General features: G+C 35.1%; 22 protein-coding genes and 3 tRNA genes. 18 read left to right on the top strand and 7 right to left on the bottom strand.

Going from position 1 to position 26,508, the window contains the following annotated elements:
* Positions 1–26: 26 nt before the first annotated feature.
* Both PVK62_RS01135 and PVK62_RS01130 read right to left on the bottom strand, forming a co-directional pair.
* Positions 27–1,763: a response regulator gene (locus PVK62_RS01135; protein WP_274442878.1), complete on the bottom strand. Its 1,737-nt coding sequence runs from the start codon at positions 1,761–1,763 to the stop codon at positions 27–29.
* A gap of 9 nt (positions 1,764–1,772) precedes the next feature.
* On the bottom strand, positions 1,773–4,460 hold the full coding sequence (locus PVK62_RS01130) for a hybrid sensor histidine kinase/response regulator (protein ID WP_274442879.1): 2,688 nt from the start codon (positions 4,458–4,460) through the stop codon (positions 1,773–1,775).
* A gap of 96 nt (positions 4,461–4,556) precedes the next feature.
* Between PVK62_RS01130 and PVK62_RS01125 the strand changes: the two genes are divergently transcribed.
* The 8 genes from PVK62_RS01125 (at position 4,557) to PVK62_RS01090 (ending at position 10,798) form a co-directional block, all read left to right on the top strand.
* On the top strand, positions 4,557–5,018 hold the full coding sequence (locus PVK62_RS01125; RefSeq protein ID WP_274442880.1) for a hypothetical protein: 462 nt from the start codon (positions 4,557–4,559) through the stop codon (positions 5,016–5,018).
* 2 nt (positions 5,019–5,020) lie between these two features.
* On the top strand, positions 5,021–6,076 hold the full coding sequence (locus tag PVK62_RS01120; RefSeq protein WP_274442881.1) for a hypothetical protein: 1,056 nt from the start codon (positions 5,021–5,023) through the stop codon (positions 6,074–6,076).
* A gap of 232 nt (positions 6,077–6,308) precedes the next feature.
* On the top strand, positions 6,309–7,190 hold the full coding sequence (locus PVK62_RS01115) for a sigma-70 family RNA polymerase sigma factor (RefSeq protein ID WP_274442882.1): 882 nt from the start codon (positions 6,309–6,311) through the stop codon (positions 7,188–7,190).
* A gap of 57 nt (positions 7,191–7,247) precedes the next feature.
* Positions 7,248–8,843 carry a GGDEF domain-containing phosphodiesterase gene (locus PVK62_RS01110; protein WP_274442883.1) on the top strand — a complete coding sequence of 532 codons (1,596 nt, stop codon included), beginning with the start codon at positions 7,248–7,250 and terminating at the stop codon, positions 8,841–8,843.
* Between the two features lie 115 nt (positions 8,844–8,958).
* Positions 8,959–9,201, top strand: a complete 243-nt coding sequence (locus PVK62_RS01105; RefSeq protein WP_274442884.1) for a hypothetical protein — start codon at positions 8,959–8,961, stop codon at positions 9,199–9,201.
* A 74-nt stretch (positions 9,202–9,275) separates the two neighbouring features.
* The gene (locus PVK62_RS01100) at positions 9,276–9,626 is read left to right on the top strand and encodes a DUF3316 domain-containing protein (protein ID WP_274442885.1); all 351 of its coding nucleotides are present in this window, start codon (positions 9,276–9,278) and stop codon (positions 9,624–9,626) included.
* An 89-nt stretch (positions 9,627–9,715) separates the two neighbouring features.
* Positions 9,716–10,117, top strand: coding sequence for a hypothetical protein (locus PVK62_RS01095; protein WP_274442886.1), 402 nt, complete (start codon positions 9,716–9,718; stop codon positions 10,115–10,117).
* Between the two features lie 228 nt (positions 10,118–10,345).
* Positions 10,346–10,798: a DUF302 domain-containing protein gene (locus PVK62_RS01090; protein ID WP_274442887.1), complete on the top strand. Its 453-nt coding sequence runs from the start codon at positions 10,346–10,348 to the stop codon at positions 10,796–10,798.
* 274 nt (positions 10,799–11,072) lie between these two features.
* Here the strand turns inward: PVK62_RS01090 and PVK62_RS01085 are convergent, their stop codons facing one another.
* The gene (locus PVK62_RS01085; protein WP_274442888.1) at positions 11,073–11,399 is read right to left on the bottom strand and encodes an Hpt domain-containing protein; all 327 of its coding nucleotides are present in this window, start codon (positions 11,397–11,399) and stop codon (positions 11,073–11,075) included.
* A 351-nt stretch (positions 11,400–11,750) separates the two neighbouring features.
* Between PVK62_RS01085 and PVK62_RS01080 the strand changes: the two genes are divergently transcribed.
* The 4 genes from PVK62_RS01080 to PVK62_RS01065 all read left to right on the top strand — a co-directional run bounded on the left by PVK62_RS01080 (position 11,751) and on the right by PVK62_RS01065 (position 12,418).
* Positions 11,751–11,927 carry a diguanylate cyclase domain-containing protein gene (locus PVK62_RS01080; protein ID WP_274442889.1) on the top strand — a complete coding sequence of 59 codons (177 nt, stop codon included), beginning with the start codon at positions 11,751–11,753 and terminating at the stop codon, positions 11,925–11,927.
* A 173-nt stretch (positions 11,928–12,100) separates the two neighbouring features.
* Positions 12,101–12,191: transfer RNA gene (locus PVK62_RS01075), tRNA-Ser, on the top strand.
* 47 nt (positions 12,192–12,238) lie between these two features.
* Positions 12,239–12,314 (top strand) — tRNA-Thr (locus PVK62_RS01070).
* Positions 12,315–12,342: 28 nt separating this feature from the next.
* Positions 12,343–12,418: transfer RNA gene (locus PVK62_RS01065), tRNA-Asn, on the top strand.
* Between the two features lie 315 nt (positions 12,419–12,733).
* On the opposite strand, the gene PVK62_RS01060 is transcribed toward PVK62_RS01065, so the two are convergent.
* On the bottom strand, positions 12,734–13,213 hold the full coding sequence (locus PVK62_RS01060) for a DUF1097 domain-containing protein (protein WP_274442890.1): 480 nt from the start codon (positions 13,211–13,213) through the stop codon (positions 12,734–12,736).
* Positions 13,214–13,734: 521 nt separating this feature from the next.
* On the opposite strand from PVK62_RS01060, the gene PVK62_RS01055 reads away from it, so the two are divergent.
* Positions 13,735–16,380: a beta-N-acetylhexosaminidase gene (locus PVK62_RS01055; protein WP_274442891.1), complete on the top strand. Its 2,646-nt coding sequence runs from the start codon at positions 13,735–13,737 to the stop codon at positions 16,378–16,380.
* A gap of 169 nt (positions 16,381–16,549) precedes the next feature.
* Positions 16,550–18,505 carry a CHASE3 domain-containing protein gene (locus PVK62_RS01050; RefSeq protein ID WP_274442892.1) on the top strand — a complete coding sequence of 652 codons (1,956 nt, stop codon included), beginning with the start codon at positions 16,550–16,552 and terminating at the stop codon, positions 18,503–18,505.
* 188 nt (positions 18,506–18,693) lie between these two features.
* On the opposite strand, the gene PVK62_RS01045 is transcribed toward PVK62_RS01050, so the two are convergent.
* Positions 18,694–19,563 carry a LysR family transcriptional regulator gene (locus tag PVK62_RS01045; protein WP_274442893.1) on the bottom strand — a complete coding sequence of 290 codons (870 nt, stop codon included), beginning with the start codon at positions 19,561–19,563 and terminating at the stop codon, positions 18,694–18,696.
* A gap of 112 nt (positions 19,564–19,675) precedes the next feature.
* On the opposite strand from PVK62_RS01045, the gene PVK62_RS01040 reads away from it, so the two are divergent.
* Entirely contained in the window at positions 19,676–20,869 is a 1,194-nt protein-coding gene (locus PVK62_RS01040) for an MFS transporter (protein WP_274442894.1), read from the top strand.
* A 16-nt stretch (positions 20,870–20,885) separates the two neighbouring features.
* On the opposite strand, the gene PVK62_RS01035 is transcribed toward PVK62_RS01040, so the two are convergent.
* Both PVK62_RS01035 and PVK62_RS01030 read right to left on the bottom strand, forming a co-directional pair.
* Positions 20,886–22,475 (bottom strand): sensor domain-containing diguanylate cyclase, encoded by a 1,590-nt coding sequence (locus PVK62_RS01035; RefSeq protein WP_274442895.1) that lies wholly within the window; start codon positions 22,473–22,475, stop codon positions 20,886–20,888.
* A gap of 413 nt (positions 22,476–22,888) precedes the next feature.
* The gene (locus PVK62_RS01030; RefSeq protein ID WP_274442896.1) at positions 22,889–23,425 is read right to left on the bottom strand and encodes a cobalamin adenosyltransferase; all 537 of its coding nucleotides are present in this window, start codon (positions 23,423–23,425) and stop codon (positions 22,889–22,891) included.
* A 257-nt stretch (positions 23,426–23,682) separates the two neighbouring features.
* On the opposite strand from PVK62_RS01030, the gene PVK62_RS01025 reads away from it, so the two are divergent.
* The 3 genes from PVK62_RS01025 to PVK62_RS01015 are packed head-to-tail and all read left to right on the top strand — an operon-like array spanning position 23,683 to position 26,434.
* A complete protein-coding gene (locus PVK62_RS01025) occupies positions 23,683–24,600 on the top strand; it encodes an ABC transporter substrate-binding protein (RefSeq protein WP_274442897.1) in 918 nt (305 codons plus the stop codon).
* Positions 24,600–25,640: a FecCD family ABC transporter permease gene (locus tag PVK62_RS01020; protein ID WP_274442898.1), complete on the top strand. Its 1,041-nt coding sequence runs from the start codon at positions 24,600–24,602 to the stop codon at positions 25,638–25,640. Before PVK62_RS01025 ends, PVK62_RS01020 begins: the two co-directional genes overlap by 1 nt.
* Entirely contained in the window at positions 25,637–26,434 is a 798-nt protein-coding gene (locus PVK62_RS01015; protein ID WP_274442899.1) for an ABC transporter ATP-binding protein, read from the top strand. The genes PVK62_RS01020 and PVK62_RS01015 overlap by 4 nt, the downstream gene beginning before the upstream one ends.
* Positions 26,435–26,508 lie beyond the last annotated feature (74 nt).

Below are 26,508 nucleotides of genomic sequence, written 5' to 3'. Positions count from 1 at the left end.
TTGACTAGTATAGTCAGTTGCCCCTATTAACTGAGTAAGTTATGAGCAGCTCTACGTGATAAATTAAGCAATGTGGTGTCTTTTAGTTGATATGAATCGTCATTATTTACATCAAAGTGAGCGGTGCTGATCTCTTCAATATACCCTTCGTGGGTGTGTAGAGCCTTGAGTACAGCGTCCCTTCTTTTCATTAAATGTTCAGATAAAGGCATGTTATTAACTAGTGAAATTAAAATACTGATCGTTTCTGGCTTATCTAAACTAAGTAAAATATAACATTCTAATAAACCGATACAGAGTTCAGAAGAGTAAGGAAATTGGACTAATGCTTTTTTATAAACCTCTTGCCTAGTTTGTATATTTTCATCTTGTAAATTGTCAGCAACTTGAAGAGTATTTGAAAGTATCTCTAGAGACTCTTTTAATTCTTTATCATGTTTTAAAAGATTTAAAGCATCAATACAGTAATCATTAAAATGGTGCTTAGTTTTCATTACGGCATTGACTTTCTCAAGTAACCAAAGCTCTCCACAAAATGACAATAAATACAGTAACTCAACCAATACAACAGAGTTAAGTTGATGTAAATTATCAAAGAATGGTTGAACGGATTTCAACATCATTCGTTTTGCTTTGATAATATCGTTATTATTAATTAGACGCTTACATTCGCTAAAGCTAAAAAGTACAGTCATCTGTTTTTTCTGTGTTGAGGTTAAGCGGTACTCAGAGCGTCGAACGAAGTTTTTTTGTTCAAGAAGTAGCTGTTTTTTATCGAATTCGGATTGGGAGTGTTGAATATACTCATCGTAGTAATTAAAGCATTCAGCTATATACACACACCAATTTTGATTGGCAATTGGTAAATGGTTAGCCAATAGATGAGAGGCTTTAATAAAATAATTTTTGTTATTACAAGTTAAAGCGAGTTTTAACACGCCTAAAGCTCGAACTGAAATGCTTGGTGTTAGATCTAAAGCAGAACTGGCAGATAAAAGAGCATTTTCAAAGTGGTGCAGTTCTATTTGCAGTTCGACGAGTAAATCGAAGGCATCTACAAATAGAGGATATTGTAGACATAGTTTTTCTGTGTTGTTGATGATTTTCGTAACGGGAGTCAAGCTCAACTCATACTCAAGTCGTAATCGAGTTAAAATGTAGTTACGACGATGAATAAACTCAGGATTTAGGCAAAGTTTTAGGAGTTTTTCTTTTTCATTTGGAAGAAATAAATTGAATAAAAACTGGTCTAATTCATTGATATTTTTAATCTTTGCATACTTAATCGCTTGTTCTTTTTGAACGGATAAGTCTGGAGTATTATTAGGTGAATGTAAACTCTTAAACATTTGATATTCATCATATGCGTTATTTACTTTATGACTAAGAATGGATTTACTTACGGGTTTACAAAGATAGTCTCCATTTCCTTTTGAAAGAGTGCTTAATACTGTTTGTGTAGTGTGATCACCTGATATTGTAATTACTCGTGTATAAGCTTGAATAAACCCCTTTTCTTTTAGTAAATCATAGAGCTCAGAACCGTTAAGGACTTGTTCTAAATGATAGTCAATGAATAACAGGGAGTAATGCTTCTTAGAACAAAATTTAACCGCTTGTTGATAAGAATTTACACGATCAATAGAGTTAAAACCTAACTGAGATAAAAGCTTCGATAGGTATAAAGAGGAGACCTGACAGTCATCCACAATCAATATATTAAATTTGTTTGTGTTTAGTTTATTTTTGTTTAATACAGTCATTATTATAACCTACTTCATCTTCATTATTTTTTCTAGTAAGACTTCTTTCTTAAATGGTTTTGCAACGTAATCATCCATACCTGATTCATAGCATTTAGAAATATCTTGGTCGAGGACACTGGCAGTTAGTGCAATGATAGGCGTCTTTTTTCTTTTCTGTTTTTGTTCTACTTCCCTTATTTCTTTTGTGGCAGAGAATCCATCTTTGATTGGCATCATGCAATCCATTAAAATTAAATTATAGGACTCGTTTTCTGTAAATTTTTCAACAGCTTCTTGCCCGTTGTTGGCAATCTCGAAGGTATAACCTGAGCTGGTTAAAAATAGCGAGGCAACTTTCTGGTTTACTAGATTATCCTCAACGATCAGAATATGTTCTTGTGTTTGACTTCCGGAGGTTGGTTTATCCTCTGGACTATTTATAGATTCGTTAATAATTTTGTGTATTAAATTCACATCTTTTTGGTTTGAGTTTTCAGAGTGGAAAACTAACGAGTTAATTAATGTTTTAGTAAATCGGTAGCCAAGCAAAGGATAGGTAATTAAACCATCAATGATAGATTCGTAATTTGTCGCTCTATTTTTTTGTTTTTGTATCAGTACAATTGGAATATCTTGATGCTGCTGGCGAAGAGTTATTAGACTATTTTTACAGCTCATATCCATGCGTTCATCAACGCAGAAAAGTAAGATAGCTTCTTCACCCTCAAATAGAACAATGTCATCAGAGGTATTTGCTCGTATGACTTTGGGTAGATTATAATAATTGCATTCATTGGCAACCTTCTCTTCAAAGTGACAGTCATTACCAAATAAAATAATAGATGTATGCTTCAATTCATTTAATGGTAGCCGTTTTTCTGAGGCGATGGATGTTTTAATCGAGAATGAAAAGGTACTACCTTGCCCTTTTTCTGACGTTACGATTAATTCACTATCCATCAGAGTAATGAGTTGACGTGAAATGGCTAACCCTAATCCCGTTCCGCCATATTGACGAGTAATAGAACTGTCTTCTTGCGTAAATGGTTCAAATATTTTTTCTTGTTCGCTTTTTTCTATACCAATCCCAGTATCTACAACCGCGATATTGATGTAACCATTATTTCTATCAGTAGGAATAAAATCTGCGCTGATGGTAACGCTTCCTCTATGAGTGAATTTAATGGCGTTAGAGGTTAAGTTCATTAAAATTTGTCTAATTCTATGATCATCAAGAATTAAATGATCTGGAAAATTAGGAGAAAGTTTAATATCGAGATCAAGATTCTTTTCTGTTGCTTTAGATATACCAATCGAAACCGTATCAAAGATAACCTCTCTTAAGTTTGTTTCATGTTTATGTAGGGTTAGATTGCCGGCTTCAATTTTTGATATATCTAAAATATCATTAATTAGAATTAACAATGTCTGAGATGAGGTTTCTATCGTATTTAAATAATCATGTTGGATGGGGGATAGTTTTGTTTCAGAGAGAATCCCCGACATGCCAATGATGCCATTAAGTGGAGTTCTGATTTCATGAGACATATTTGCTAAAAAAGAGCTTTTCGCAAGGTTGGCTAGCTCAGCTTCATTTTTAGCTGAAATGATTTTTTCTTCATTTTGAGCTCTCTCAAATACTAAGGTGTTGAGATTTCGTGAGAAAACAGATAATTCATCGTTGCCATCGACTTTAATTTGAATGGTGTAATCATGCTCTCTTTCTATCAGTGCCATTGTCTTAGTTATATTCCTCAAGTAAGTAATGATACGTTTAGATAAAGAAATACCAAGATAGGAGATAATGATAAGAGATAGAATGAGCAGGCTAATGAACGTTAATATTGTAATATGTATTTTTTTTAGTTGATTTATAAGGTCTTGTTTAAGATCTGCTGTTATTCGATGTATAACCGATTGAATGAGTAAAAGGCGATGATTCAACGCCTGTGTACCAGAGTTTATTTCATTAATTGTGTAGTCTTTTGCTTTATCTCTTATTACATCATTACGAAAATTCATACTTAAAGCAAAGCTATCATTACTGAATGTTTTTAATAGTAGGTCGATATCGGCTGCATTAGCATTCATGGAAATAAATTGCTCAATATATAGATCTTGACGATAAAAGAGAGAGTTAAGTTCGTCATGATATTGAGTTTCAGGTGTATTTAGATCAAGGTTAATATACCAGTTCTCTTTTGTGGCCCAAAAGCTTAGCCATTGCAACTGTAAAATAATCTGTTGTTTTTGATTGATAATTTCTGATGGCGTTAACAAGAGTTGTTTATTTTCGAGTAAATATACTCTATTTAATACATCTGAAATCCAATTGGACCATTCCTCTATATCAATAGAAGTAAAATTATTTATTTCAGCGTTAACTTCGATAAGCTCATTAACTGCATTATAGAGGTCGGGCTTATTTACTCTATCAATTTGTGAAAGTAAAAGGTTAAGAGTAATTTTTGATGATGACTTTTCTACATCATTATTATTGGAATATAAAGCATTTAAACGAAGATTATGCATAGCGGTAACATAACTAGAGATAGTTTCATTTAAGAGTAAGCGTTCGTTTAATGTATTGAGGGTATTTAAATTCAGTCGTTGTGTATTTATCTCTTTTACAGAAAGTCCACACAATATAATTAGAGGAAGAATGACTAAAGTAAGTAGCCTTGATTTTACTGAAAACTGATTCATTAATGACATAAAACATAATCCTTGTTGGAAAAAGTCATCCATATTGACCTATATTAATTAGCATAGGATATTAAATCTAAAAGGGTAGTGATTTACGTGATTTTTTTGGAAAAAAATAAGTCGGTTTATTTATTTTATGCGTTGATTTTACTATATTTTTTCTATATGCCTTCAGTATACTCAACTGAAAGTACGGAACCCTACGCTATTTTTTCAATGCATGATGCCTATGACACATTTAGTAAAAGTAAGGCCAGAATGATTTATCGTGGGAAAATAAAATCGATAGGAAAGAACAAAATTCAGCTTTCTGATTGGCCGGATAATGCGATAGAGAAGAAGGAATTTTATGATGCTTTATTAGGACAAACCTTATCTCAAGTGAACGGATATTGGGCCAGTTTGGCCTTTTCTGGAAAGGCAAAGCAACCGAATACTATTGATACTTCTGATATATCTGCATTGGTTGATTGGCTACAACAACACCCTAATGGTATTGGATATGCACCTTTATCTCAATTACCGAAAGGTGCATATGTACATGTCATTATTTCTAAGGAATATTAATAATGTTAAAAATAATAATAAGTATTGGATTTATGATTTGGGTATATAGTTTTCCCTCTAGTGCGAGCATTGATATAAGTGACAATTTAACATTGAGTGGATTTGGTTCTACATCAATAGCTAAGGCAACAAGTGAATCACCTCTATTCGTTAATAGAGAAATTACAGATGATACCTGCTTTGATTGTGATACAACACTAGGCTTGCAGTTGGATTATACGTTAACAGATGAAATAAATGCATCAATGCAAGCGGTTAAGAGACCAAAAGATGAGTGGTCAGAGCTGGAATTGGAATGGCTTTATTTAAGTTATAGCACAAATAGTATTGAAGCAAAAATCGGGCGACTCAGACTTCCTCTGTTTTTAACATCAGAATATTATTATGTATCTCAAGCTTATGTTTGGGCTCGCCCGCCGCAAGAGGTTTATGGCAGTGTTCTTGGTATCACTTCCTTTGATGGGATTAGCGTAGCTTGGAATCACTACTTATCTGATGAACTGTTACTAACCATAAGTCCTTATTATGGAGGATATAAAGAAATCGGTGTTGAGATGGGTAGCAGTGATTTTGAATTTGTGACAAATAGTTTAATGGGATTATCTATTGATATAATAGGCTTTAATTACCGAATACACTCTAATGTATTAACGTCTAATTATGATCAAGAGATATTTGTAGATGGAATGAGAGTATCTAACCTTAAAGATCAAGATCTTTTGATATATAGCCTTGGTAGTGAGTATTCTTATAATGAATTTCAATTTATGGTAGAAGCTCAAACAAGTGATATTCAAAGTAGTTGGTATACCAGTATTTCTTATACATTTGATTTACTTACACCTTATATAGTTTATTCAGAAAGCTATGATTGGAAGGAAAACTATAGTATTACTTCTGGCTTGAGATACGACATAACATCAAAAATTTCAATTAATACAGAGTGGCAACGAATGAAATTGAAAGGTAACTCAGTATCTAATTCAGGGCAGTTTACTGATAACCGTGGAGATAATGAATCTTCATTAGTTACTTTTATTGTTAATTTTATATTTTAAAATATTGTTATGATTGTCAGAGTACACCTTTATTTTACGTGTCAATATTATGGCGTCTTAATAGTGATAATTCATGTTAAAAACTTGTGACCTAATCCACAAATACTATACTCCGCATGTATATTAGCTCTTATCGAATTGCGTGTTGTCTTTATCTAGGCCATAGTTAATTGTGCCTTCTGAATATGAAGAAGGATAAAAATAATTAGTTTGCTAGGTTCAAGGATGCATTATGGTTAGCTCAAATAAAGGCAAGAAATCAATAAATAATGATGCGTTAGATAATTATGCTATATATTTTAAAGAAATAAATAGGTATCAACTACTTACTGCATCTGAAGAGCTAAGTTATAGTCGATCATATAAATTGGGTTGTATGGATTCAAGAAATAAATTAATTGAATCAAATCTGCGTCTTGTTGTTAAAATAGCTAATAAATATCGAAATCGAAATCAAAGAGACCTATCTCCTTTAGACATTATCGAAGAAGGTAACTTGGGGCTAATGAAGGCTGTTGATAAATTCGATCCAGACTTAGGTTATCGATTTTCCACTTATGCGGTGTGGTGGATTAAGGAGTCGATTGAAAGTGCGCTATTTAACCACTCAAGAACAGTACGTCTTCCTGTTCATATCATAAAAGAGTTAAATACGTATCTTAGAGCTGCTCGCGAGTTAACAAAATCACTTAAAAAAGAACCTTCAATTAGTGAAATATCTGATTATTGCGAAAAAGATATGATTAAGGTAAATAAGATCATGGGGCTAGTTCCCGGAGTATCGACTTGCCGCTCTGCATTAATTGAAGACAGTTCACCCGTTCATATTGATTTATGCTCAAATGATAATGAAAATAATCCAGATGAGTACTTATCTAAGAATAATCTTGAAGATAATTTATCATTATGGCTAGATACGCTTCATGGTAGGGAAAAAGACATCATAATCAATCGTTATGGCTTGTTTGGCAGTGATATAAAAACGTTGGAAGAGTTAGGCCTAGATTTGAAATTGTCAAAAGAAAGGGTAAGGCAGATACAGTCTGAAACATTAATAAAGTTAAATACTATATTTAAAACAAATAAATTAAATCTAGAAAGTTCTCTTGGATGAAACATTTGATTTTTATCTTTGGGGGGTGGTTATCTTAGTAAGATTTAGGTGGTTTTTATGGATATAAATTTATTATTTAAGGTATTAACTGTTTTTAATGTGTTATCCCTTTTTTTCTCTATTTACTTTATTTATAAAATAGGTGAGTTAAATTTCAAATCAATAAGAATATATTTATCAATAATTGCATTTGTTTACATTATAGGATTTATATATATTGAGGCTTATTTTATAAAACATAGCTTTACTGATGAATCAGATACGCTTACATTGATTGTAGTTACAATTTCAGCTCAGATGCTACTTCTTATTCTTTATACAGTAATACGATTGCTTGCTTATGTATCTTTACCAAAAGAAGGAGGTAAAGAGGCCCTATTTGAGTTGAATTCTAATGTTTCAGCATATAGAGGGGTTATATCAAGTAAGATTAATCTTTGTATTCCGTTTAATGTAATGAAAATTAAAATTCTAAATTATAGAAAACTTACCGATATATCATCAGAGAAGTTATTTAATAAGACCATGTCTTATTCAGTTATCGCACTAAAAAAAATATTAAAAAATAAGCATTTAGATTTTTATTTTGATACAAATGAAATTATTATTATTGGTTATTCAACAGATAGAGAAGAAATAGAACAACTTGCTAATACAGTATATGAGTTATTAACATATCCTATTTTAATTAAAAACCAGAATATAATACTTCAACCAGTAATCGGTTGTGCTATATCATCTGCTGATATTGATAGTAGTGAGGAGTTTTTAAAGCGAGTTGATATTGCATGTTATAAGGCAAAAAAACTAGGCTTAGTCATCGATTTTTATAGAAGTACCTACTCTGATTTAATTCACGAAGAAGTCTTTATTTTAAGTAAATTAATTAAGGCTATTTCGAATGATGAATTCGAGCTTTATTATCAACCTATTGTTAACAGTATAGATAAAACAGTTCATGGATACGAAGCTCTTATCCGCTGGCCTCAAAGCGATGGAAGTATGATCCCTCCAGACAAGTTCATTGCTATTGCTGAAACGAATAATTATATCAAAGGGATTACTCATTGGGTTATCAAACAAGTTTCTTATGATATTGCAGCTTTCAAAAGGGAAAATATACATCCTCAAGTCCATGTCAATATATCAACTCTCGATCTCCATGATAACGATCTTTACAATCAATTATTTGAATTAGTAAGCAATAAAAAGTTAGAGCCATCAGATCTTATTTTAGAGGTGACAGAGAGTGCGTTAATGTCCGATGTTGATGCTGCTTATCTTATGCTATCTAAGTTTTCTGAGTTAGGCTTTTACATCAGTATTGATGATTTTGGTACGGGTTTTTCCTCGCTTTCATTACTTAGAGTCCTATCATTTAATCAAATTAAAATCGATCAATCTTTTATTCGTAATATGGCTATTGGTAACAGTGATTATGCAATCGTAGCTTCAACGGTTTATTTGGCACATAGTTTAGGTTGTAACGTCGTAGCTGAAGGTGTAGAAGATTTTCATTTATTTGATGAGTTGAAAGAACTCGGGTGTGACTATATTCAAGGTTATTGTATTAGTAAGCCTAAAGGGTTTACTGAGATACTTCATTGGTCTTTACGAGAGATAGAGATTAAAAAGTTAGCCGCTATTGATTAATCGCCGCTGTAAGATTGAGGTTATTTTGCAATAAGCGCAATTATTTTTGAACTATATCATATAGCCATAGTCATAACTTAAACTAAACAGTTTAGTTCAATTTATTAGGCGATTTATGAAATATAAGATAAAAATACTTGTGTACATAGTTTTTCTCGGACTTTCTAACCAAGTTGTAGCAGCAGATGGCGATTTTACGGGGAATATCAAATTTACTGAAAAAGGCTCTAATAGTATTCAACTTACGCACTTTATTTTACCTAATGTACCTAAAAATTATAATTCAGGAGTTAAAATTGTAGAACATATTAAGCAATTAACATTTATGGAAAAAATTGAATCAGCTCGTGATAAGTAATTTATTTATCTTAATTATTACTGGTGGAATATTTTCTGCCAATAGATATATTTCTATTTGAAGTGAAAAATTGTATGAAAAAAAATATTTTAACAATATTGGTCTTTACAACTATAATCATTGGATTACCAGTCAAGGCTGCTTATGTAACTAAACTTGAGCATAAAACAATACAAGGAAATTCATATGAATTAAAAGATGAGGCTTATAATTATGGTATAAATAAAATGCAAGAATTACAAAGTATGTCCTCATTCCAATTAAGTAAGAAAATTAAAAAAAACATATTATCTACACCTGGTTTAAATTCACTTAAATTAACTAATTCTTATGTAACAGTAGATGAATTTATTGATTCAACAGGAATGTTACGATATAAACCGAATGTAAATATTAGCTACAAATTTAAATATAGGGATAACTAATATTTATTCTTTTTACGGCAATGTTTAAAATGAAGTATTTTAAGTTAGATCTAATAATAATGGTTGTATTTAATATATAGAGATAATAAATGAATTATTTAAAGCAATTTCTATCAGGTTTTTTATCAACACTTATCTTTCATCAGGGAATTGTTGCTATTGGATATGTTTTAGGCATTTTTCCAAATGTTCCTTATAATATAGCTTCAACAGAACCATTTGGAATACCTAGTATTGTTTCAATTTCTTTATTTGGTGGAGGTTGGGGGGTTATCATTTGGTACTTTATTAAAAAGTTTAAAGGTACTACTCTTTGGGTCTTAAGCTTTGTTCTAAGTGGGTTTTTACTTACTATGTTTTTTTCTATCATCATTGCACCATTTAAAGGTATTGATATTAATATAGCAAGATTTCTTACTGGTTTTATACTTAATGGGTTCTGGGGAATAGGCAATACGTTATTTGTTAGATTGTTTAAAAGTAATAATTAAATACCAATCAGTTTAACTAATGGTCTTTTAGTTCGTAATAATGCTTTAATTCAAATACAGCTAAAATGAGCCATAGCTTCATTATCATGTAACATTAAAGATGATCCTAATGTAATGAAAATAGAACGCGATCTTACAATGAGCGTGTAATGGTTGTGATATCTTGTAGAATAAGATATATGCAGTTCAGGATCGTATAATAAATGAGTTTAATCTTAGGGATAAAAAATGAAAAAATTAGTATCAATCGGAATAGTTCTACTTTCGGCATCATTTTCAGTAGCAGCTTCTGAAGGTTTGGTTAAATATGAAAGTCATTATTCAGTAAAAGAAACGGCTGATCGTTTTGAAAGTATTGCTAAGAATAAAGGATTAACGTTATTTGCCAGAATGGATCATCAAAAAAATGCTCGTGGAGTGGGGTTAAAATTACGACCAACAGAAGTAATTATTTTTGGTAATCCTAAAGTAGGCACTCTTTTGATGCAATGCTCTCAGGATGTTGCTATTGATTTACCTCAAAAGGTATTGGTTAGTGAGGGGGCTGATAATAAAGTTTGGTTATCTTACAATAACCCTAGTTACTTAATGAAACGTCATGAGATAAAAGGTTGTGATGAAGTAATTAATAAAGTGTCAGATATTTTAAGTAAGCTGTCAAAAGCCGCAGTCACCAAGTAAGAATGGACTAAATCTCAGTGTAGTCGAACATAATACTCAAACGACGAATCACAGTAAACATCGCCAAATTTGGCGATGTTTTTTAGCTCCTTATCATGCTTTAATTCAAATATGGTTAAAATGAGCCATAGCTTTATGGTCATCGTTAGCTAGTCACGCAGGTCGTTTTATTTTTTGACGGATATCTGGAAAATCAAAAGCTAATGAATGGTATAAAACTTGTTCCAGAGTTAAAAGGTGCATTCCAGCTCGACATTAAGTGTAACGTGAAATATTAAGCTAGATAGGCTTTCATTTGCTCTGCAATGTCATTAAGTCCTTTAATTGCAATGTTAATAGTATCGATATTTGGCGTGGTATCATTTTTAGTTAAATATTCGATCTCTTTAATATGGCAGGTAACATTAGTGTCGCATAAATTGCCTAATGCACCAGATAGAGAATGAGCAGTATTGTATAGTTCATTCAAATTATCATTTTCATAAGCAAGTCTAATATCTTGAGTTATCGACTCATTTTCACTTAAATACAAAGTAAATAATTGCTGAATGATTTCATGATCACCTTCAAACATTTCTTCTAACATATTAATATTAATCATTTTTTAGTCCTTTACTCATCAATTATTGATCCTAATATAGGATATAAGTTTTTTTTAATCAAAAATATCCTAGACTATTTTTATAGCAATTGATGTCATAAGGTATGCATAAAGCGGTTAATTACTTTTCTCTTATTACTTGATTTTTTAAATGAATGACTAATTTCATCGTCATTAAGAAAAGTTAACAGAATTTCAAGTAGAGATAAAATTGGAAAATAGTATGTCCATGCTCCGTTTTAATAAAAAAGCTCCTGAGGAAGAGCATATAAAGCAAAAGTGAATAACCAGACATAATCTATAATAAGTAACACAAGGTATAACTGTTAAGATGTAGGTAAAGCTTAGGAGATGTATGTTAGAAGAACAAAAAATATTATTCATGAATATTCAACTCATCAAAAAATAAGTATTAGTGTGGGTGTTGCCCTGGTTAGTTGTAAAGAGAGCGACTCAGAAAGTGTACTATTACAAATGGCAGATAAAGAATTATACAAAGCGAAAGATAATGGCCGTAATTGTATATAATGCATAGCTATTTGATCGTGCCGTTTAATTGTTCAAATGTGTTAAAAATCAAACGATTAGGCTTAGTTTTAATCAGTTGGTTGTTTTTTTTCAAAAAAGACTTGCGCCTGTTCTCATTTTCTCTATAATGCGCCACATCACTTGATGAGGCAGATGCTTCAGAAGAGTCCCGTGGAGGGATGGCTGAGTGGTCGAAAGCACCGGTCTTGAAAACCGGCAACCGTTAATAGCGGTTCTAGGGTTCAAATCCCTATCCCTCCACCATATTACATTGTTGAGCTAAAAGCTTGATGATAAAAAAGATATAGTGTGCCGACTTAGCTCAGTAGGTAGAGCAACTGACTTGTAATCAGTAGGTCACCAGTTCGACTCCGGTAGTCGGCACCATATATACTTTATAAGATACAATACCTGTTCCCTTTTAGTTCAGTTGGTAGAACGCCGGACTGTTAATCCGTATGTCGCTGGTTCAAGTCCAGCAAAGGGAGCCACATTTAAGAACGCCGCTTGATAGCAATATCAAGCGGCGTTTTTGTATTTGTTGATTATGAAATAAATAATTATTATATCGAATATACTTCTGTGTTTTTCTCATCATTCGTTTCGTTTCGTTTCGTTTCGTTTCGTCACGTCACAACACTAGAAAACCCAACATTGCATTCAAGGATGAACAATACCAATAACAATATCAGTAAATTAATTGCGTTGATATAAAAACCCTCTCAGTAACTGGCCCCCCAATTATTGGGGGCCGTTCAGTTAGAGGCTTTTTTTGCATAACGTGTGTAGTGCCTGAAGTGCGCTCTTTAGTTTTTTCTTACTTCAACTAATTTATCGGCTTCTAATTTTTCTTTTAGCCACAAACCAGATGTTTTCATTGCATAAGCAAAGAGAACCCCTAAGATTAGAGATGGAATAACAAGCAGCCAGTTACCATTTGAAGCAAAGGTTGCACAAGAACCAATAAAGGTACCAGGAATAAAACCTAACCAACTCTTCTTTGCTTGTGCGCACATAAAGAAAGCAACAATAGCAGTAATAACATAACTAACGATCTCTAGACTTACTATTGAAGAAAGCTTGATTATCACCATAGCCCAAAATACACCACTTAGATTTGTTGCAATGCTTAACCCTATGCCTTTTAGTCCATCAGTCGGAGAGGCAAAGTAGGTAGTACAACCAAGAAACCCAGCCCAACTTAATAGACCTAAGCTAACCGCTACCCAGCCCCAGAGACCAGAAAGAATGCCTGTAGTAATGGCAATGGCAATTAGTGTACTCATGGTTATACCTATAAATAGCTTATTTGTTAATCACCTATAATAATGTCTTTAATTTCGATTTTTAGTGATTAATGTCTCTTAAATTAACTGTGGTTACATTCCTCTCTTTTGAAAATGAGACTGCAATCGATTACTACTTGGTTGTGTGCGGATGTAAACAGAATTATTGAATTTTAGTTTTATCATTCATATCTTTGTAAAACTTTATTTCACTGTGAATTAAGTATTTATAGAGTCGAAATATGTCTTGTTTGTCTTAAATATTTATTTTGTACCTCAGCGGGTAGAGGCTTATTGTGGGTGACTTCACATAATGATAATTATATTTATAGTGAAATAACGAGTATGCCGTTCTGTTATATGTTGATATAAGTCTCATTATTTTAATTTATACCGTAAAATATAGAATTAAGTGTGATTCAAAGCATAAATTGGATTTATCTTAATTTGTAAAGTTAAAAAACTTTTGTATTGTAATTCCAGATTTGAACTTTAATTACTTTATTTTTAGGAATGGAATCATGTTGAAAAGAACCCTTCTTTCTACTGTTATTATGGCAAGCTTAGCGGCTTGTTCTTCTACTTCTTTTGAGCAATCAACCGTTAACCAACTGGCTGAAAACCTAGATATTAACTACACCGTTATTACTAACCAAGGCGCTGATGACGGCCTTGCTTGTAAAGAACTTCAGGCAGAATGGGCATCATGTAACAAAGTAAACATGACAATCACTAACACCGGTGAAGCGGTTGATTCTGCTGATTGGACAATTTATTTCCACAGCATTCGTTTAATTCTAGATGTAGAGAACGACCAATTTAAAATTACTCGTGTAACGGGTGACTTACACAAACTTGAACCAACAGATAAATTTGATGGTTTTGCTGCTGGTGAAGAAGTGGTTATTCCATTGATTGCTGAGTACTGGCAGTTATTTGAAACTGACTTCATGCCAGGTGCATTCGTAACGGCTCCAGGTGCAGAAGCTCGTAATATCATTTCTTTGGATACTGAAGATACTAGCGAGTTTGTTGATGAAATCATCGGTGTTCAACTAAAACGTACGCTTACAGATAATAACGTTATGGCTACAGCAAATACGCGTTTTGAGAAAAATGCTGATGTAGCAGAAGTCGATGCGTCTTCTCATATTATTCCAACACCTTTAAAAACAACGCTAACGAACAAAACGGTTGATTTAGCAAAAGGTATAGCTATTACTGCAAATGGTATTGATGCAGACCAACTAGCTGCATTAAACCAACGTGCTGAACTTCTGGGTCTTGAAACTTCTGGTGAATATCCAGTGTCTGTTTCTGTAGATAAGAAACAATTCAAAGATGGCGTATCTGGTGCGTACAAATTAGATGTCACTGAAGGCAAAACAACGGTTGTTGCGTTTGACCAAGCGGGTGCATTCTATGGGGTACAATCTTTACTTGCTCTAGTAAGTTTAGATAGCTCAGAAATTCCGACTCTAAACGTAGAAGATGCTCCACGTTTTGAATACCGTGGCGTAATGGTTGATGTTGCTCGTAACTTCCACTCAAAAGAAGCGATTCTTGCGACGGTTGATCAAATGGCAGCCTACAAGCTTAACAAATTACACCTTCACCTAACAGATGATGAAGGCTGGCGTTTAGAGATCCCAGGTCTTCCTGAACTAACGGATATTGGTGGTAATCGTTGTTTTGATGAGACAGAAACATCTTGTTTACTACCTCAACTAGGTTCTGGTGCAGATTCAGATAACTTTGGTTCTGGCTACTTTACAACCGAAGATTACCTAGAGATCTTAACTTACGCGAAAAACCGTAACATTGAAGTGATTCCAGAAATCGATATGCCAGCTCACTCACGTGCAGCAGTTATGTCAATGGAAGCTCGTTACGCTCGTCTTGCCGCGGAAGGTAAGATGGAAGAAGCGAACCAATACCGTCTGATGGATCCAAAAGACGAATCAAACGTAACAACGGTTCAGTTCTACAACAAACAAAGCTTCATTAACCCATGTTTAGACTCATCTTCAACGTTTGTAGATAAAGTGATCACTGAAGTGGCAGCAATGCACAAAGCAGCTGGTGTACCTCTATCAACATGGCACTTTGGTGGTGATGAAGCGAAAAACATCAAACTTCATGCTGGTTTCCAAGACATCAACGATGAAGAAAAAGTAGCATGGAAAGGTGACTTAGACTTATCTAAGCAAGACTTCCCATTTGAAAAATCGCCACAGTGTCAGTCTCTGATTGCAAGCGGTGACGTTGCAGATTTCGAACATCTACCAAGCCATTTTGCTGAGCAAGTATCTAAAATTGTTGCAGCTAAAGGCATTCCACACTTCCAAGCGTGGCAAGATGGTCTGAAATATTCTGAAGGTGCTAATGCATTCGCAACTGAATCAGTACGTGCAAACTTCTGGGATACTCTATACTGGGGCGGCGGTGCTTCAGCTTACGAATGGGCTGAAAAAGGTTATGACGTAGTTATCTCTAACCCAGATTACGTTTACATGGATTTCCCATACGAAGTTGATGCGAAAGAGCGTGGCTACTACTGGGCAACTCGTGCAACAGATACACGTAAGATGTTCGGTTTTGCACCAGAAAACCTACCTCAAAATGCGGAAACATCCGTTGACCGTGACGGTAATGGCTTTGAAAGTGCGGGTACAGTAACACCTAAGAAACCTTTCTACGGTTTGTCTGCACAACTTTGGTCAGAAACAGTACGTACTGATGAGCAATATGAGTACATGGTGTTCCCACGTGTTATCGCAGCAGCAGAGCGTGCATGGCATGAAGCATCTTGGGAAAATGAATACAAAGCAGGTGTTAAATACTCTCTAGAAACAAACCTAGTGAACAAGAAAGCACAGCTTACTGATTGGACGAACTTTGCCAATACTATGGGTCAACGTGAATTAGCGAAGCTTGAAAGAGCGGGTATTGATTACCGTCTACCAATCCCAGGTGCAGAAATTGCAAACGGCGAACTAAGCATGAACATTTCATTCCCAGGTGTAACGCTACAATACTCTGTAGATGGCGGTAAAACATGGTCTGAATACGACAATGCAAACAAACCAAAAGTAACGGGTGACGTTCAAATTCGTTCAGCATCATTTACTGGCGAGCGTGTTAGTCGAGTAACTAGCGTTAAATAATTACGCTAGAAAAAATTAGAAACAGTCATTAAATAATCAAGCGGCACTTCTTTATAAGAGGTGCCGTTTTTCTTTTCTTTTCTTTTCTTTTCTTTTATTTATGGGGTTTTATCCAGTCTTATCCTATGCTTGTTGATTAATTGTTAATGGCGAGTTTGGAGAGATATAAATGGATTTAAATAATGTATCAATCAAAGGGCGATTATTTGGCAGTAACCTTGTTATTTGCTTTTTATTAGTGATGCTAAATGTGGTGGTGTATCAGTCAATTTCTACCATGGAAAAGGCGTCAGAATGGGTAGAACATACAGAAGAGGTTATCGCAAACAGTAAAGGTCTTGTTAATTCGATGGTAAATCAAGAAACAGGGCTAAGAGGCTTTGCTATTGCAGGCCAAGAAGATTATTTAGAACCTTATATTAGCGGAAAAGCGGATTTTAAAACTTATTATCAAGTCGCAAAAAAACTGACATCAGATAATCCTGCCCAACAAGTGCGTTTTGATGAGGTTGCAGCACAAGCAACAAATTGGTCGGAATATGCGGAATCTATTATCCAATTAAGAAGAAATATTTTGGCAGGGGAAGAGGTTAATAATCAGCTTACAGAATTAATTAAGTCAGGTATTGGCAAAGAGAAAATGGATGGATTGCGTGCAGAAGTCGATACGCGAAGCTTTGGAATGGTCGGGAATATTATCATTAATGCCATGGTTAATATGGAAACGGGTTTAAGAGGTTATATTCTTAATCGTGAAGAGCAATATTTAGAGCCATACTATACTGGCCTAGAAGTGATTAAAAAACAAAATCAATTTATAGAAGGGACTGCGCTATCTAAACATGTCAATGGATGGATAAGTGATTATAGTGAAAAAGCCATACCTCTTGTAAAAAAATCAAATAACTATAAAACGATGGCAGATCTTTATACCGAGCTTGATAAAAAGAAAGGCAAAATCTATATGGATGATCTTCGTAGTAAGGTCTCAGCTATTATAGATGTTGAAGCGGGTTTAATGGTTCAAAGAAAGGTTGAATCAAGCAGTGCTGCTACGATGGCAAATAATGTCATTATTTTTGGTAGTGTGATTGTTGTTATATTAGCACTTCTTTTCTCATACTTTACCGCGATGAGTATTACAAAACCAATTCAAAAAGCGGTTGATTATGCTAAGCAATTAGCTGCAGGTGATTTGAATATTACAGTAGGTAAACAGGGTTCGAATGAATCAGGAACATTACTACTTGCGATTCAAACCGTTTCAAATAACCTAAAAGAAATGATTGGCCAAATAGCGGATACCAGTAATAAGTTGAATGAATCATCAAACTATCTGAGCAATGCACTGGATAAAACAGGTAATGGCGCTAAAGAGCAATTAAACCGAACAGAGCAAATCTCAGACGCAATGCAGCAGCTGTCTATTGCGGTTCAAGAAGTCTCTCAAAATACAGTTAATGCAGCACATGTCGCGACGAATGCCGATGAAGAGGCACAAGCCGGCTTTAGTGTGATTCAAAATACCATTCAACATATTGGGCAATTGGATGAAGAGATAAAGCAGACCTCTTCCCAAATTACTAGCCTAGCAGAAGAAACGAATAATATTGGTAAGATCTTAGAGGTTATTGGTGGTATTGCAGAGCAAACTAATCTACTTGCATTAAATGCGGCGATAGAAGCGGCAAGAGCTGGTGAGCAAGGTAGAGGATTTGCAGTGGTTGCTGATGAAGTTAGAGTGTTAGCAAAACGAACTCAAGAATCAACAACTGAGATTCACACCTTGATAGAACGAATTCAAAGTGGCACAACTGGGGTTGTAACAAGCATGGAGCAAAGTACCCGTTTATTAACCTCAAGTATCGATTCGGCTAATAAATCAGGCGATGCGTTTTCTGCGATTACAGAATCAATTACTAAAATAAACGATATGAACACGCAAAGTGCAAGTGCATCAGAAGAGCAAAGTGTTGCTACTGAGCAAGTGAATGAGAGCATGCAAGCGGTGAATGGGATCTCTCAAGAAAACCATACGATTATGATGGAGACAGTTAAATCTTGCGAAGATCTAGCTAAATTATCTAACGTTTTAAATGATACCGTTAAGAAATTTAAGATGTAGTTATTGAGTTAAGCCGTATTTCATTAATAACCCCCTCAATAAATAAGATTACTAAGGGGGTTATTTATCCTGATAGTCTTTTTGTACATTAATTTTCAGACAAGCAAGTTTATATCAGATCATTTAAATTACCGTCTTTAACGCTAAGCTGATATTCAATATTCCACTTATTTTTAGTAATGTCAGTACTAATGATTGTTTTTCACAAACTCTAAAAAAGTACGGTCTGCTTTTGATAGATAACCGTTCTTTCGCCATGCAATTGAAATATCTAAAAAGATAGGTTCACTAAAGGGTATTGAGACAATATTGGGTTCGTTTTCTGTGGCTAGTTCAAGCAAAGCACTAATAGCAAAATCGCGTTTTACTATTTTAAGAATGACCGCTAATAAATTGGTTTCAAATGAAAAGTCAGCCGTTAGGTTCTCTTGTTTGCAAATGGAATCTAGCTTTTCACGATGAAAGTAACCTTGCTTAAACATGACTAACTCTTGAGAGAAAAACTCAGAATAGGAAAGACTTTTCTTATTGGAAAATTCATGGTCACTACTTACAACTGCCATCATTTGTGATCGTAATAAATGATCGGAATCTAGTTCATCAGGTAGGTCTATCACTTGGGTAATTCCGAGATCAATCTCGCCATCAAGTAGCATTTTTTGTATTGACTGCGCGCCAGCTTCTACCATCGTGAGTTTTAATTTTGGATAACGGCTCTTAAATGCCATTAGTACCTCTGGAAAATAGTAAGTTCCCATGATACTCGGTACGCCGAATCGAACTTCTCCCTTCTCTAGCCCCCTCAGTTCTTTCATCGCTAAACTGGCATCATCGAGTTGTTGTAAGATCAGTTTTGCATGACTAAGCAGTGTTTCCCCTTCGTGAGTTAGGGATATTTTTCGTTCATGACGACGGAAAAGCTCAAGTTCTAATTCAGTTTCTAACTTTCTAATTGCTACACTTAATGCGGGTTGAGCTATATGTAAGCTCTTAGCCGCGTGAGTGATGTTTTTATGCTCTGCAACTGCGACAAAATACTTTAGTAATCGAGTATCCATACGAACTAATCACCATAATCAAAAACTATCAAATTAATAATTATTATATATTTTCACTATTACATCGAACTTGCTACTGTTTTGATATTGTTTCTTAATGGCGATCACTGAGATGATTGAATTTCGTAGTAAGGCGTATTATCAAGTAAGTGCAGCTCTGGCATTTGGGTCATTTATTATCTTTTGTAACCTGTATTTATTTCAGCCGATGTTACCGGTGCTGGCTGAGCACTTTACTGTCTCGGCGACTCAAATTAATTGGTTACTTGCCGCTGGGACACTGATGTTAGCCCTTAGCTTGCTACCGTGGGCGATAACGTCTGATTTTATTGGTAGACGTAAGGCTATACTGATTAGTTTATTCTTACTTCCTGTTATAGGGTTAACGTCGTTATTAACTGAGAGTCTTGTCGTTCTTATTTTAAGTCGTGCTGTGATGGGCATGGCATTAGCTGGTTTTGCTGCTGTTGCTGTGGCTTATATGGCCGATACTTTTACAACAAAAGCCTTTAGTTATGCCATTGGTGCTTATATTAGCGCGAACTCATTAGGTGGTATTTCAGGGCGCTTATTTGGCGGAGTTATCACGGATCATTTTAGCTGGCAGAGCGCGGTGGTTTTAATGGCGATGATAAGTTTGATTGGGGCAATTGTTGTGGCTTTAGCTTTGCCTAAAGAAGAGAGTCTGCAAGCAGAGAGAGTTTCATTATCTGATTATCATCGGGTTCTTATTCAGCATTTAAGAAATAAACGAATTTTTTTAGCTATGCTGATTGGCGGTGTTAATTTTGCTTTATTCGTTAATCTATATTCGGTAACTGGCTTTCGTTTGATTGCAGCACCTTATTCGTTACCTTTAAGCGTGACGTCGATGATTTTTCTTTGTTATTTATCAGGAACAATGAGCTCTCGTTTAGTTGGGTTATGGTGTCAGCGGTTCAATGCTATTTCAGGTATGTTTATAGGAAGCTTACTTAGTCTAATAGGTATGGGTATCACTAGTAGTGAATCACTTATTGCGATTATTTTAGGATTAAATATGTTGAGCTTTGGGGCTTTCTTTACCCATTCACTCGCTTATGGTTGGGTGAGTCAAAAAGCTGAAACGGCAAAATCAACAGCCACAGCCTTATACTTAGTTCATTATTATGTCAGCGGCAGTTTAGGTGGGTTTTATTTAATGTACTGTTGGCAGCATGGTGGCTGGGAAAGCGTAATGCTTGGGGCTGGAGTGCTTTATATCGTGATTTTTGCATTATGTTGGCGCTTATATCATTACGCCCATACCAAGGTGGCATGGGCGTAAATAAGCTTAATATTACTTATAGTTCAAATATTTTAAAGCTATTTTTACCTGAGCGTTTTATCTCATACATTGCAGCATCGGCATTGTGCATAACATCATTAATACAGCCACCATGTTCAGGGAAGAAAGCAATACCAATACTTGTACTTAGGTGGTAAGACATTTCTTCCAAGATTAATGGTGCATGACTATTTTTAATAAACTGCTCTACTTGTGAAATTGCAGTTTGGTGTTCAGTCAGATCGTAGATGAGTACTGCAAACTCATCGCCGCCGAGACGAGCCACATAAGCGTTATCAGAAAATGCGCTGTATAGGTTTTTCGCTATTGCTTTTAGAGCTAAATCTCCCGCACTATGACCAAAATTATCATTTAGATCTTTAAAGCCATCTAAGTCGATATAGATTAGTGCGAGTTTAGTGTTATCTTGCCGAGCACTTTGCATTTTCCAATGAAATAGCTTTTTAAAGTAGCCGCGATTTATTAAACCAGTAAGACTGTCATGATGCGCTAATTTCTTAATTTCATTATGATTCATTCGCTTTTTAAGCTGCAACTGTGCGATTAACAACGCGATGAGTAAAGAGAAAAGAAATAAGTAAATTACGATGAGTAATTCACTTTTATCAATATTTTCTAAGTTCCAAATTGGTACGCTGGGTACAAAGGTAATTAAACGCCAGCATGAATCTTGATTAATAATAGAAACCGATTTGTTTGTTTCGATATATTTAGGGTATGAGAAAACAGAATCAAAAGTTAATATTCCTGAACCAATAACATATTGACCTTGTTGACGATCTTTAAAGCATTGATATGTTTTTTGGTAAATAGCAGAATATTTTTTATCTGCATTTTCACCAAACATAAATGCAAACTCTAGCTCAGGCCTTTTATCATAGATAAGAAAGTAATCATCACTATTAATCAGCATATGATGATTTCGTTGTTCTAATGAGAACAGTTTTAAACCATCTAGCAGATGCTCAGCTAAATAATTCAATATTACTACCCCACGTTTTTTACCATATTCATCGAATACAGGTGTCGTAAGGCGGATCATTGGCTTATACGGTTGTTCAATTTTTCCATGTTCAATATTTAAATCAAGGATAGAGATATAGATTTCACTATCTTTTAATTTTAAGCTGTCTTTAAAGTAGTATCTATTACGTTTGTTTTGTAACTGATTTTTAGGAATGATGCTTGGAATGCCATTGTTGTAATTGATACGGATGATTTCATTTCCATCCAGGTCAAGATAGCGTAATTGATCATAAAGTCCTTTTCTAAGGCTTAATGCAAGTGTGCTTAGCTCAGCCAGTTTAATCAGTTTCTTATCGTGTCTTTGATAGGCTTTATTGATCTCAATGAAGTCAGAAAGCAACAGGAGATCTTTCCCTATGCTGTTAAGAGTCATTGCAATATATTTCTGCTGAGCTGAAATTAATGCACGTTGCTCTGTTTTTATTTGATTGATTTTTATTTCACTTTCCGAGTATTTATAGAAGTAAAAAATAGAAAATAAGAAAGAAAATAAACACAGAAACAAAACAATAAAGCGTGGCCAAAAAAATAGATTATTGGACTTATTAAATGTAATCACTTTAACTACCTAACTCAACATTAACAAAGACATCATTTGTATAACAGGTTCTCTTGCGAGGGTATTATTTGTAGACGTTATAATTTGACGGGCTCTATAGTATATGAATAGTTCTATCAATGCCAAGGTGGTAGTGGTTAGAATGAAAATTAACCTTAATTGTATTATTTTTAGGAATGAATTTTTATCATAGATAATGAACATTATTTGTTGTTATTTTCCTTTCTATTTAGTGGTTGAATTTACAATTAACTAGCAAGGCTGTTACTTTTCGTTGCTTTTATTTTATGTTGAAAGTGGTGGGTGAGCGGATAAAATGAGAATAGAGAGTGTAAGTATTGAGTTTTATTTAAATGGTTTAAATTCAATAGCTAACATCTCTATTTTTAGGGTCGAGGCAGGAGTATTAGGGATTAACTAGGTTTAGGGTAATTAATACTAACGTACTCAGGTTCTTCTATTCCTGCGTCTTGGTTTAATACGCGTGTTAGCACGAAATAGTAGTTTGCTAATACATTGGTGAATCGAGGCAGTGTTTCTGGAATGTTTTTCGTGGTTAATTTATCTACTTGAACCAAAGCGCGTACTACTTTTTTACTTAGGCTACGGCACTGGTGAAGTTGAATAACAGGGCCTGTACCTCTTGGAAGAACAAAGCGCTTAGCATCATCGTTAACTTGAGATTTAAAATGTGACATTTCAGACAGTAGTTGTTGAATGTCTTCTTCAAAAATCCCGCATTTACCACGAATTGATCCATTCAAATTGAATATTTTTGGTTGCAAACGCTCTAAGGACTCTCGAACGTCTTGATTTGATATTTGAGAAAGAGCGAGGCCAGTATAGGTACATAACTCGTCAGTTAAAATCTCAAAATCACACAGTGGACTGTCTTCAAAAATGAATGGATAAGAGAGTTCACCGACATTGCCAGATGCTTTAAGTGTCATAGTTACATTACTTATTAGTGGGTTATGAAGAAGTACACTTTACCATGAGCTAAGAAAACATAGCGAGTTAATCTGAGTTTAATAGATAGAATATATTATCGTGGCGACGTACAATATCGACCACTTCGGAATACGGTGAGAATCCGTAACGGACGCGCCACTGTGAGAGTCTCAATGGGATTTGAGTCAGATACGAAGTGCTTAATTTTATGCTCTATTACTCAGAGCTATAATGTACGCGATTTACAGGAGTTGCCATGCGTTGGCTTGCGTTAAAATTATTTATTATTGCCTCTTCTTTTTTGTTTTCTTTCTCATCGATGGCAGAGACTATTTATCCGTTAAGTGTGGTAGATGGTCTAGGAAATACGATGATTATCGAAAAAGAGCCTAAGAAAATCTCATCTAAAACTCTATTTACTGATGCGGTGTTATTAGAGTTGGTGGATGACAGTTTACTATCCAGTTTGACTGATCTCGCTAATAATCCTAACTATTCTGCGGTAAAAGATATTCTTCCTAAATCAGTCCCGTTGTTAGCCCTGAATGTTGAAATGATCATTGCTAATCGCCCTGATATTGTGTTTGCGGCTAACTGGAGTGATGCTTCAAAATTGGCGATTATTGAAAGTGCAGGAATTCCTGTTTATCGAATTCAAACACCTAAAACAATTGCAGAGATCGAAACTGAGATCTTACGTGTTGGCGAGATAGTTAACAAAAGTGAAGCGGCTAAAAAAGTCGTTGCCAAAATGAAAGCGCGATTAACTCAAGATGTGATTAAGCCAAAACAAAGATTAACAGCGTTAGATTACAATCCGTGGGGAACATCAAGCGGACAAGACTCAACATGGGATGAAGTATTAGAACAAGCGGATTTGGATAATGCGATTGAAGGGTTAGTCAGTGATAAGTACGGCCAAGTTCCTGTATCAAAAGAGATGGTGATTGTGCTTAACCCTGATGTGTTGTTTATTCCTGCATGGGTTTATGGCGATAAGGATGGGGCTGAGCAGTTTAAGCAAGAAGTAATGTCTGACCCATCACTACAATCTGTCACTGCAATTAAAGAAGGGCGTGTGTATCAAATACCTCATGTATTAAGAAGCGTTTATAGTCAGTACATTATTGATGCTGTTCTTTTTGTTAATCATTCTGCGTATAAGAAACCCTAATGCCTTTTTATCGTTTAACGTCATTTCAAATTATTATTTCGGTCAGTCTGTTTATTGGTCTGTTTTTGGCGTATCTCAGCCTTGGAGCAGTGCATATCCCAGTTCTCGATATATTGGCGATGTTTAAGAGTTACTTACTTAATGGTAGCGAACTCGCAGCAAAAGAATACCCATTAGCTTCTGCGATTGTCATGCACATTCGCTTACCAAGAGCGTGCGCTGCTATTCTGGCTGGTGGCGCATTGGCGTTGGCGGGAGCTTGTACTCAGGGCTTATTTAAAAATCCATTAGCCAGTCCAGATGTGCTAGGTGTGAGTTCTGGCAGTAGTTTTGGGGCTGTTATCGCAATTGTATCTGGCTTCTCGTTTATGAACCCGATGTGGTTACCTATTTTTACTACGGTGGGGGCATTAGCGGCATCAGCATTTATTTATGTTTTAGCCTCTCGCAGTTCGTCGTCTCAAATTTTGTTTTTGATCTTAACGGGGTTAGCACTTTCTAGTTTATTAGGCGGTGCTCGAATGGGTTTGTTATTAATGGCTCAGCAATACGAAGTCAGTCAATTTGTCTTTTGGGCAATGGGTGGCCTTGATGGGCGTATGTGGCAACATTTATTATGGCCAACGCCAGTTATTATTGTCGTTGCAATTTTGCTCTTAAAAGAGAGCCGCGCCTTAAATTTATTAGCATTAGGTGAAGAAAGTGCGCATGGCATGGGGCTTAATGTAAAGCAGACTCGATTCAAATTGCTCATGTTCGCCACCTTGCTTACCGCAATGTCGATAGCGATAGCCGGGCCAATTGGCTTTATTGGCTTAATGGTGCCGCATTTGGTGCGTTTATTGGTTGGGCCTGCGCATGAAAAACTGTTGCCGTTCTCTGCTATTTTTGGTGTTATTTTCTTACTTTTATGTGATTTGTTAGGTCGTTGGGTTATCGCGCCAAATGAGTTGAAAGCGGGGATCATTACGTCGTTTATCGGTGGTTGTTACTTTATTGGTTTAATTATTCGATTTCAAAGAAAAGGGCGTTTAGCATGAGCAAGATCAATTCAACAAAGACGCTACTAAACGTATTAAATCTAAGTTACCAAGTTGGTTCAAAAACACTTTTAAAAGACATTTCTTTTTCTGTGAATGCGGGTGAGTTAGTCGGTATTATTGGCCCTAATGGCGCGGGTAAAAGTACCTTAATGAAATGCATCAGCGGATTTCAAAGCTATTCACAGGGTGAAATATCAATTAAAGGTGAGTTGTTATCGACTCTTTCTCATATTGAACGTGCATTAAGCATGAGCTACTTACCCCAATACAGTGAAGCGGCGTTCCCATTCAGTGTGATGGAGACCATTGGTTTAGGATTTCATGCGCGTCAGCAACAAGAAGTCATCTCTCCTATAGTCATTAAAGAAAAAAGCAAAGCGGCGTTAGAGATGGTTGGAATAGGACATTTAAGCGCTCGAACCGTGACAGATTTATCTGGTGGTGAAAAGCAACTAGTTCATTTTGCCCGATCATTAGTGCAAGGAACGCCATTAATGTTGCTTGATGAACCAACGGCTAGCTTGGATATTGGTCACGAATCTCAGCTAATGAATGTACTTCATAAAGAGTGTCAAAATGGAAAATCTGCCTTGGTTGCGATTCATAATCTAAATACCGCCGCTGAGTTTTGTGATCGTTTAATCTTGATTAACCAAGGCGAAGTGATGGCTGAAGGTAAGCCTAATGAGGTATTAAGTGAAGAGAATATCCGAGCCTTATATCAAGACTTGGTGATGGTGTCCCATCATGCGGTGACAGGGAATACGATAGTGTCGCCGTATAAGAAGTAATCCAACATTTAGAGAGTAAATATAAAAAATCCAGAGCCTTGTTTGAGTCGCTCTGGATTTTTGTTTATTGGTGA

It is taken from the genome of Aliivibrio sp. S3MY1, assembly GCF_028765575.1.
In the GTDB taxonomy this organism is placed as follows: domain Bacteria; phylum Pseudomonadota; class Gammaproteobacteria; order Enterobacterales; family Vibrionaceae; genus Aliivibrio.
This window is presented reverse-complemented; position numbering and strand designations above follow the sequence as displayed.

Coding starts and splice junctions, on each gene's coding strand:
- PVK62_RS01020 (WP_274442898.1), top strand. CDS start 24,600: ATGCCTTTTTATCGTTTAACGTCATTTCAAATTATTATTTCGGTCAGT.
- PVK62_RS01105 (WP_274442884.1), top strand. CDS start 8,959: ATGAAATATAAGATAAAAATACTTGTGTACATAGTTTTTCTCGGACTT.
- PVK62_RS01080 (WP_274442889.1), top strand. CDS start 11,751: ATGTATGTTAGAAGAACAAAAAATATTATTCATGAATATTCAACTCAT.
- PVK62_RS01135 (WP_274442878.1), bottom strand. CDS start 1,763: ATGACTGTATTAAACAAAAATAAACTAAACACAAACAAATTTAATATA.
- PVK62_RS01100 (WP_274442885.1), top strand. CDS start 9,276: ATGAAAAAAAATATTTTAACAATATTGGTCTTTACAACTATAATCATT.
- PVK62_RS01110 (WP_274442883.1), top strand. CDS start 7,248: ATGGATATAAATTTATTATTTAAGGTATTAACTGTTTTTAATGTGTTA.
- PVK62_RS01040 (WP_274442894.1), top strand. CDS start 19,676: ATGATTGAATTTCGTAGTAAGGCGTATTATCAAGTAAGTGCAGCTCTG.
- PVK62_RS01015 (WP_274442899.1), top strand. CDS start 25,637: ATGAGCAAGATCAATTCAACAAAGACGCTACTAAACGTATTAAATCTA.
- PVK62_RS01120 (WP_274442881.1), top strand. CDS start 5,021: ATGTTAAAAATAATAATAAGTATTGGATTTATGATTTGGGTATATAGT.
- PVK62_RS01060 (WP_274442890.1), bottom strand. CDS start 13,213: ATGAGTACACTAATTGCCATTGCCATTACTACAGGCATTCTTTCTGGT.
- PVK62_RS01025 (WP_274442897.1), top strand. CDS start 23,683: ATGCGTTGGCTTGCGTTAAAATTATTTATTATTGCCTCTTCTTTTTTG.
- PVK62_RS01090 (WP_274442887.1), top strand. CDS start 10,346: ATGAAAAAATTAGTATCAATCGGAATAGTTCTACTTTCGGCATCATTT.
- PVK62_RS01085 (WP_274442888.1), bottom strand. CDS start 11,399: ATGATTAATATTAATATGTTAGAAGAAATGTTTGAAGGTGATCATGAA.
- PVK62_RS01050 (WP_274442892.1), top strand. CDS start 16,550: ATGGATTTAAATAATGTATCAATCAAAGGGCGATTATTTGGCAGTAAC.
- PVK62_RS01130 (WP_274442879.1), bottom strand. CDS start 4,460: ATGTCATTAATGAATCAGTTTTCAGTAAAATCAAGGCTACTTACTTTA.
- PVK62_RS01115 (WP_274442882.1), top strand. CDS start 6,309: ATGGTTAGCTCAAATAAAGGCAAGAAATCAATAAATAATGATGCGTTA.
- PVK62_RS01045 (WP_274442893.1), bottom strand. CDS start 19,563: ATGGATACTCGATTACTAAAGTATTTTGTCGCAGTTGCAGAGCATAAA.
- PVK62_RS01095 (WP_274442886.1), top strand. CDS start 9,716: ATGAATTATTTAAAGCAATTTCTATCAGGTTTTTTATCAACACTTATC.
- PVK62_RS01055 (WP_274442891.1), top strand. CDS start 13,735: ATGTTGAAAAGAACCCTTCTTTCTACTGTTATTATGGCAAGCTTAGCG.
- PVK62_RS01030 (WP_274442896.1), bottom strand. CDS start 23,425: ATGACACTTAAAGCATCTGGCAATGTCGGTGAACTCTCTTATCCATTC.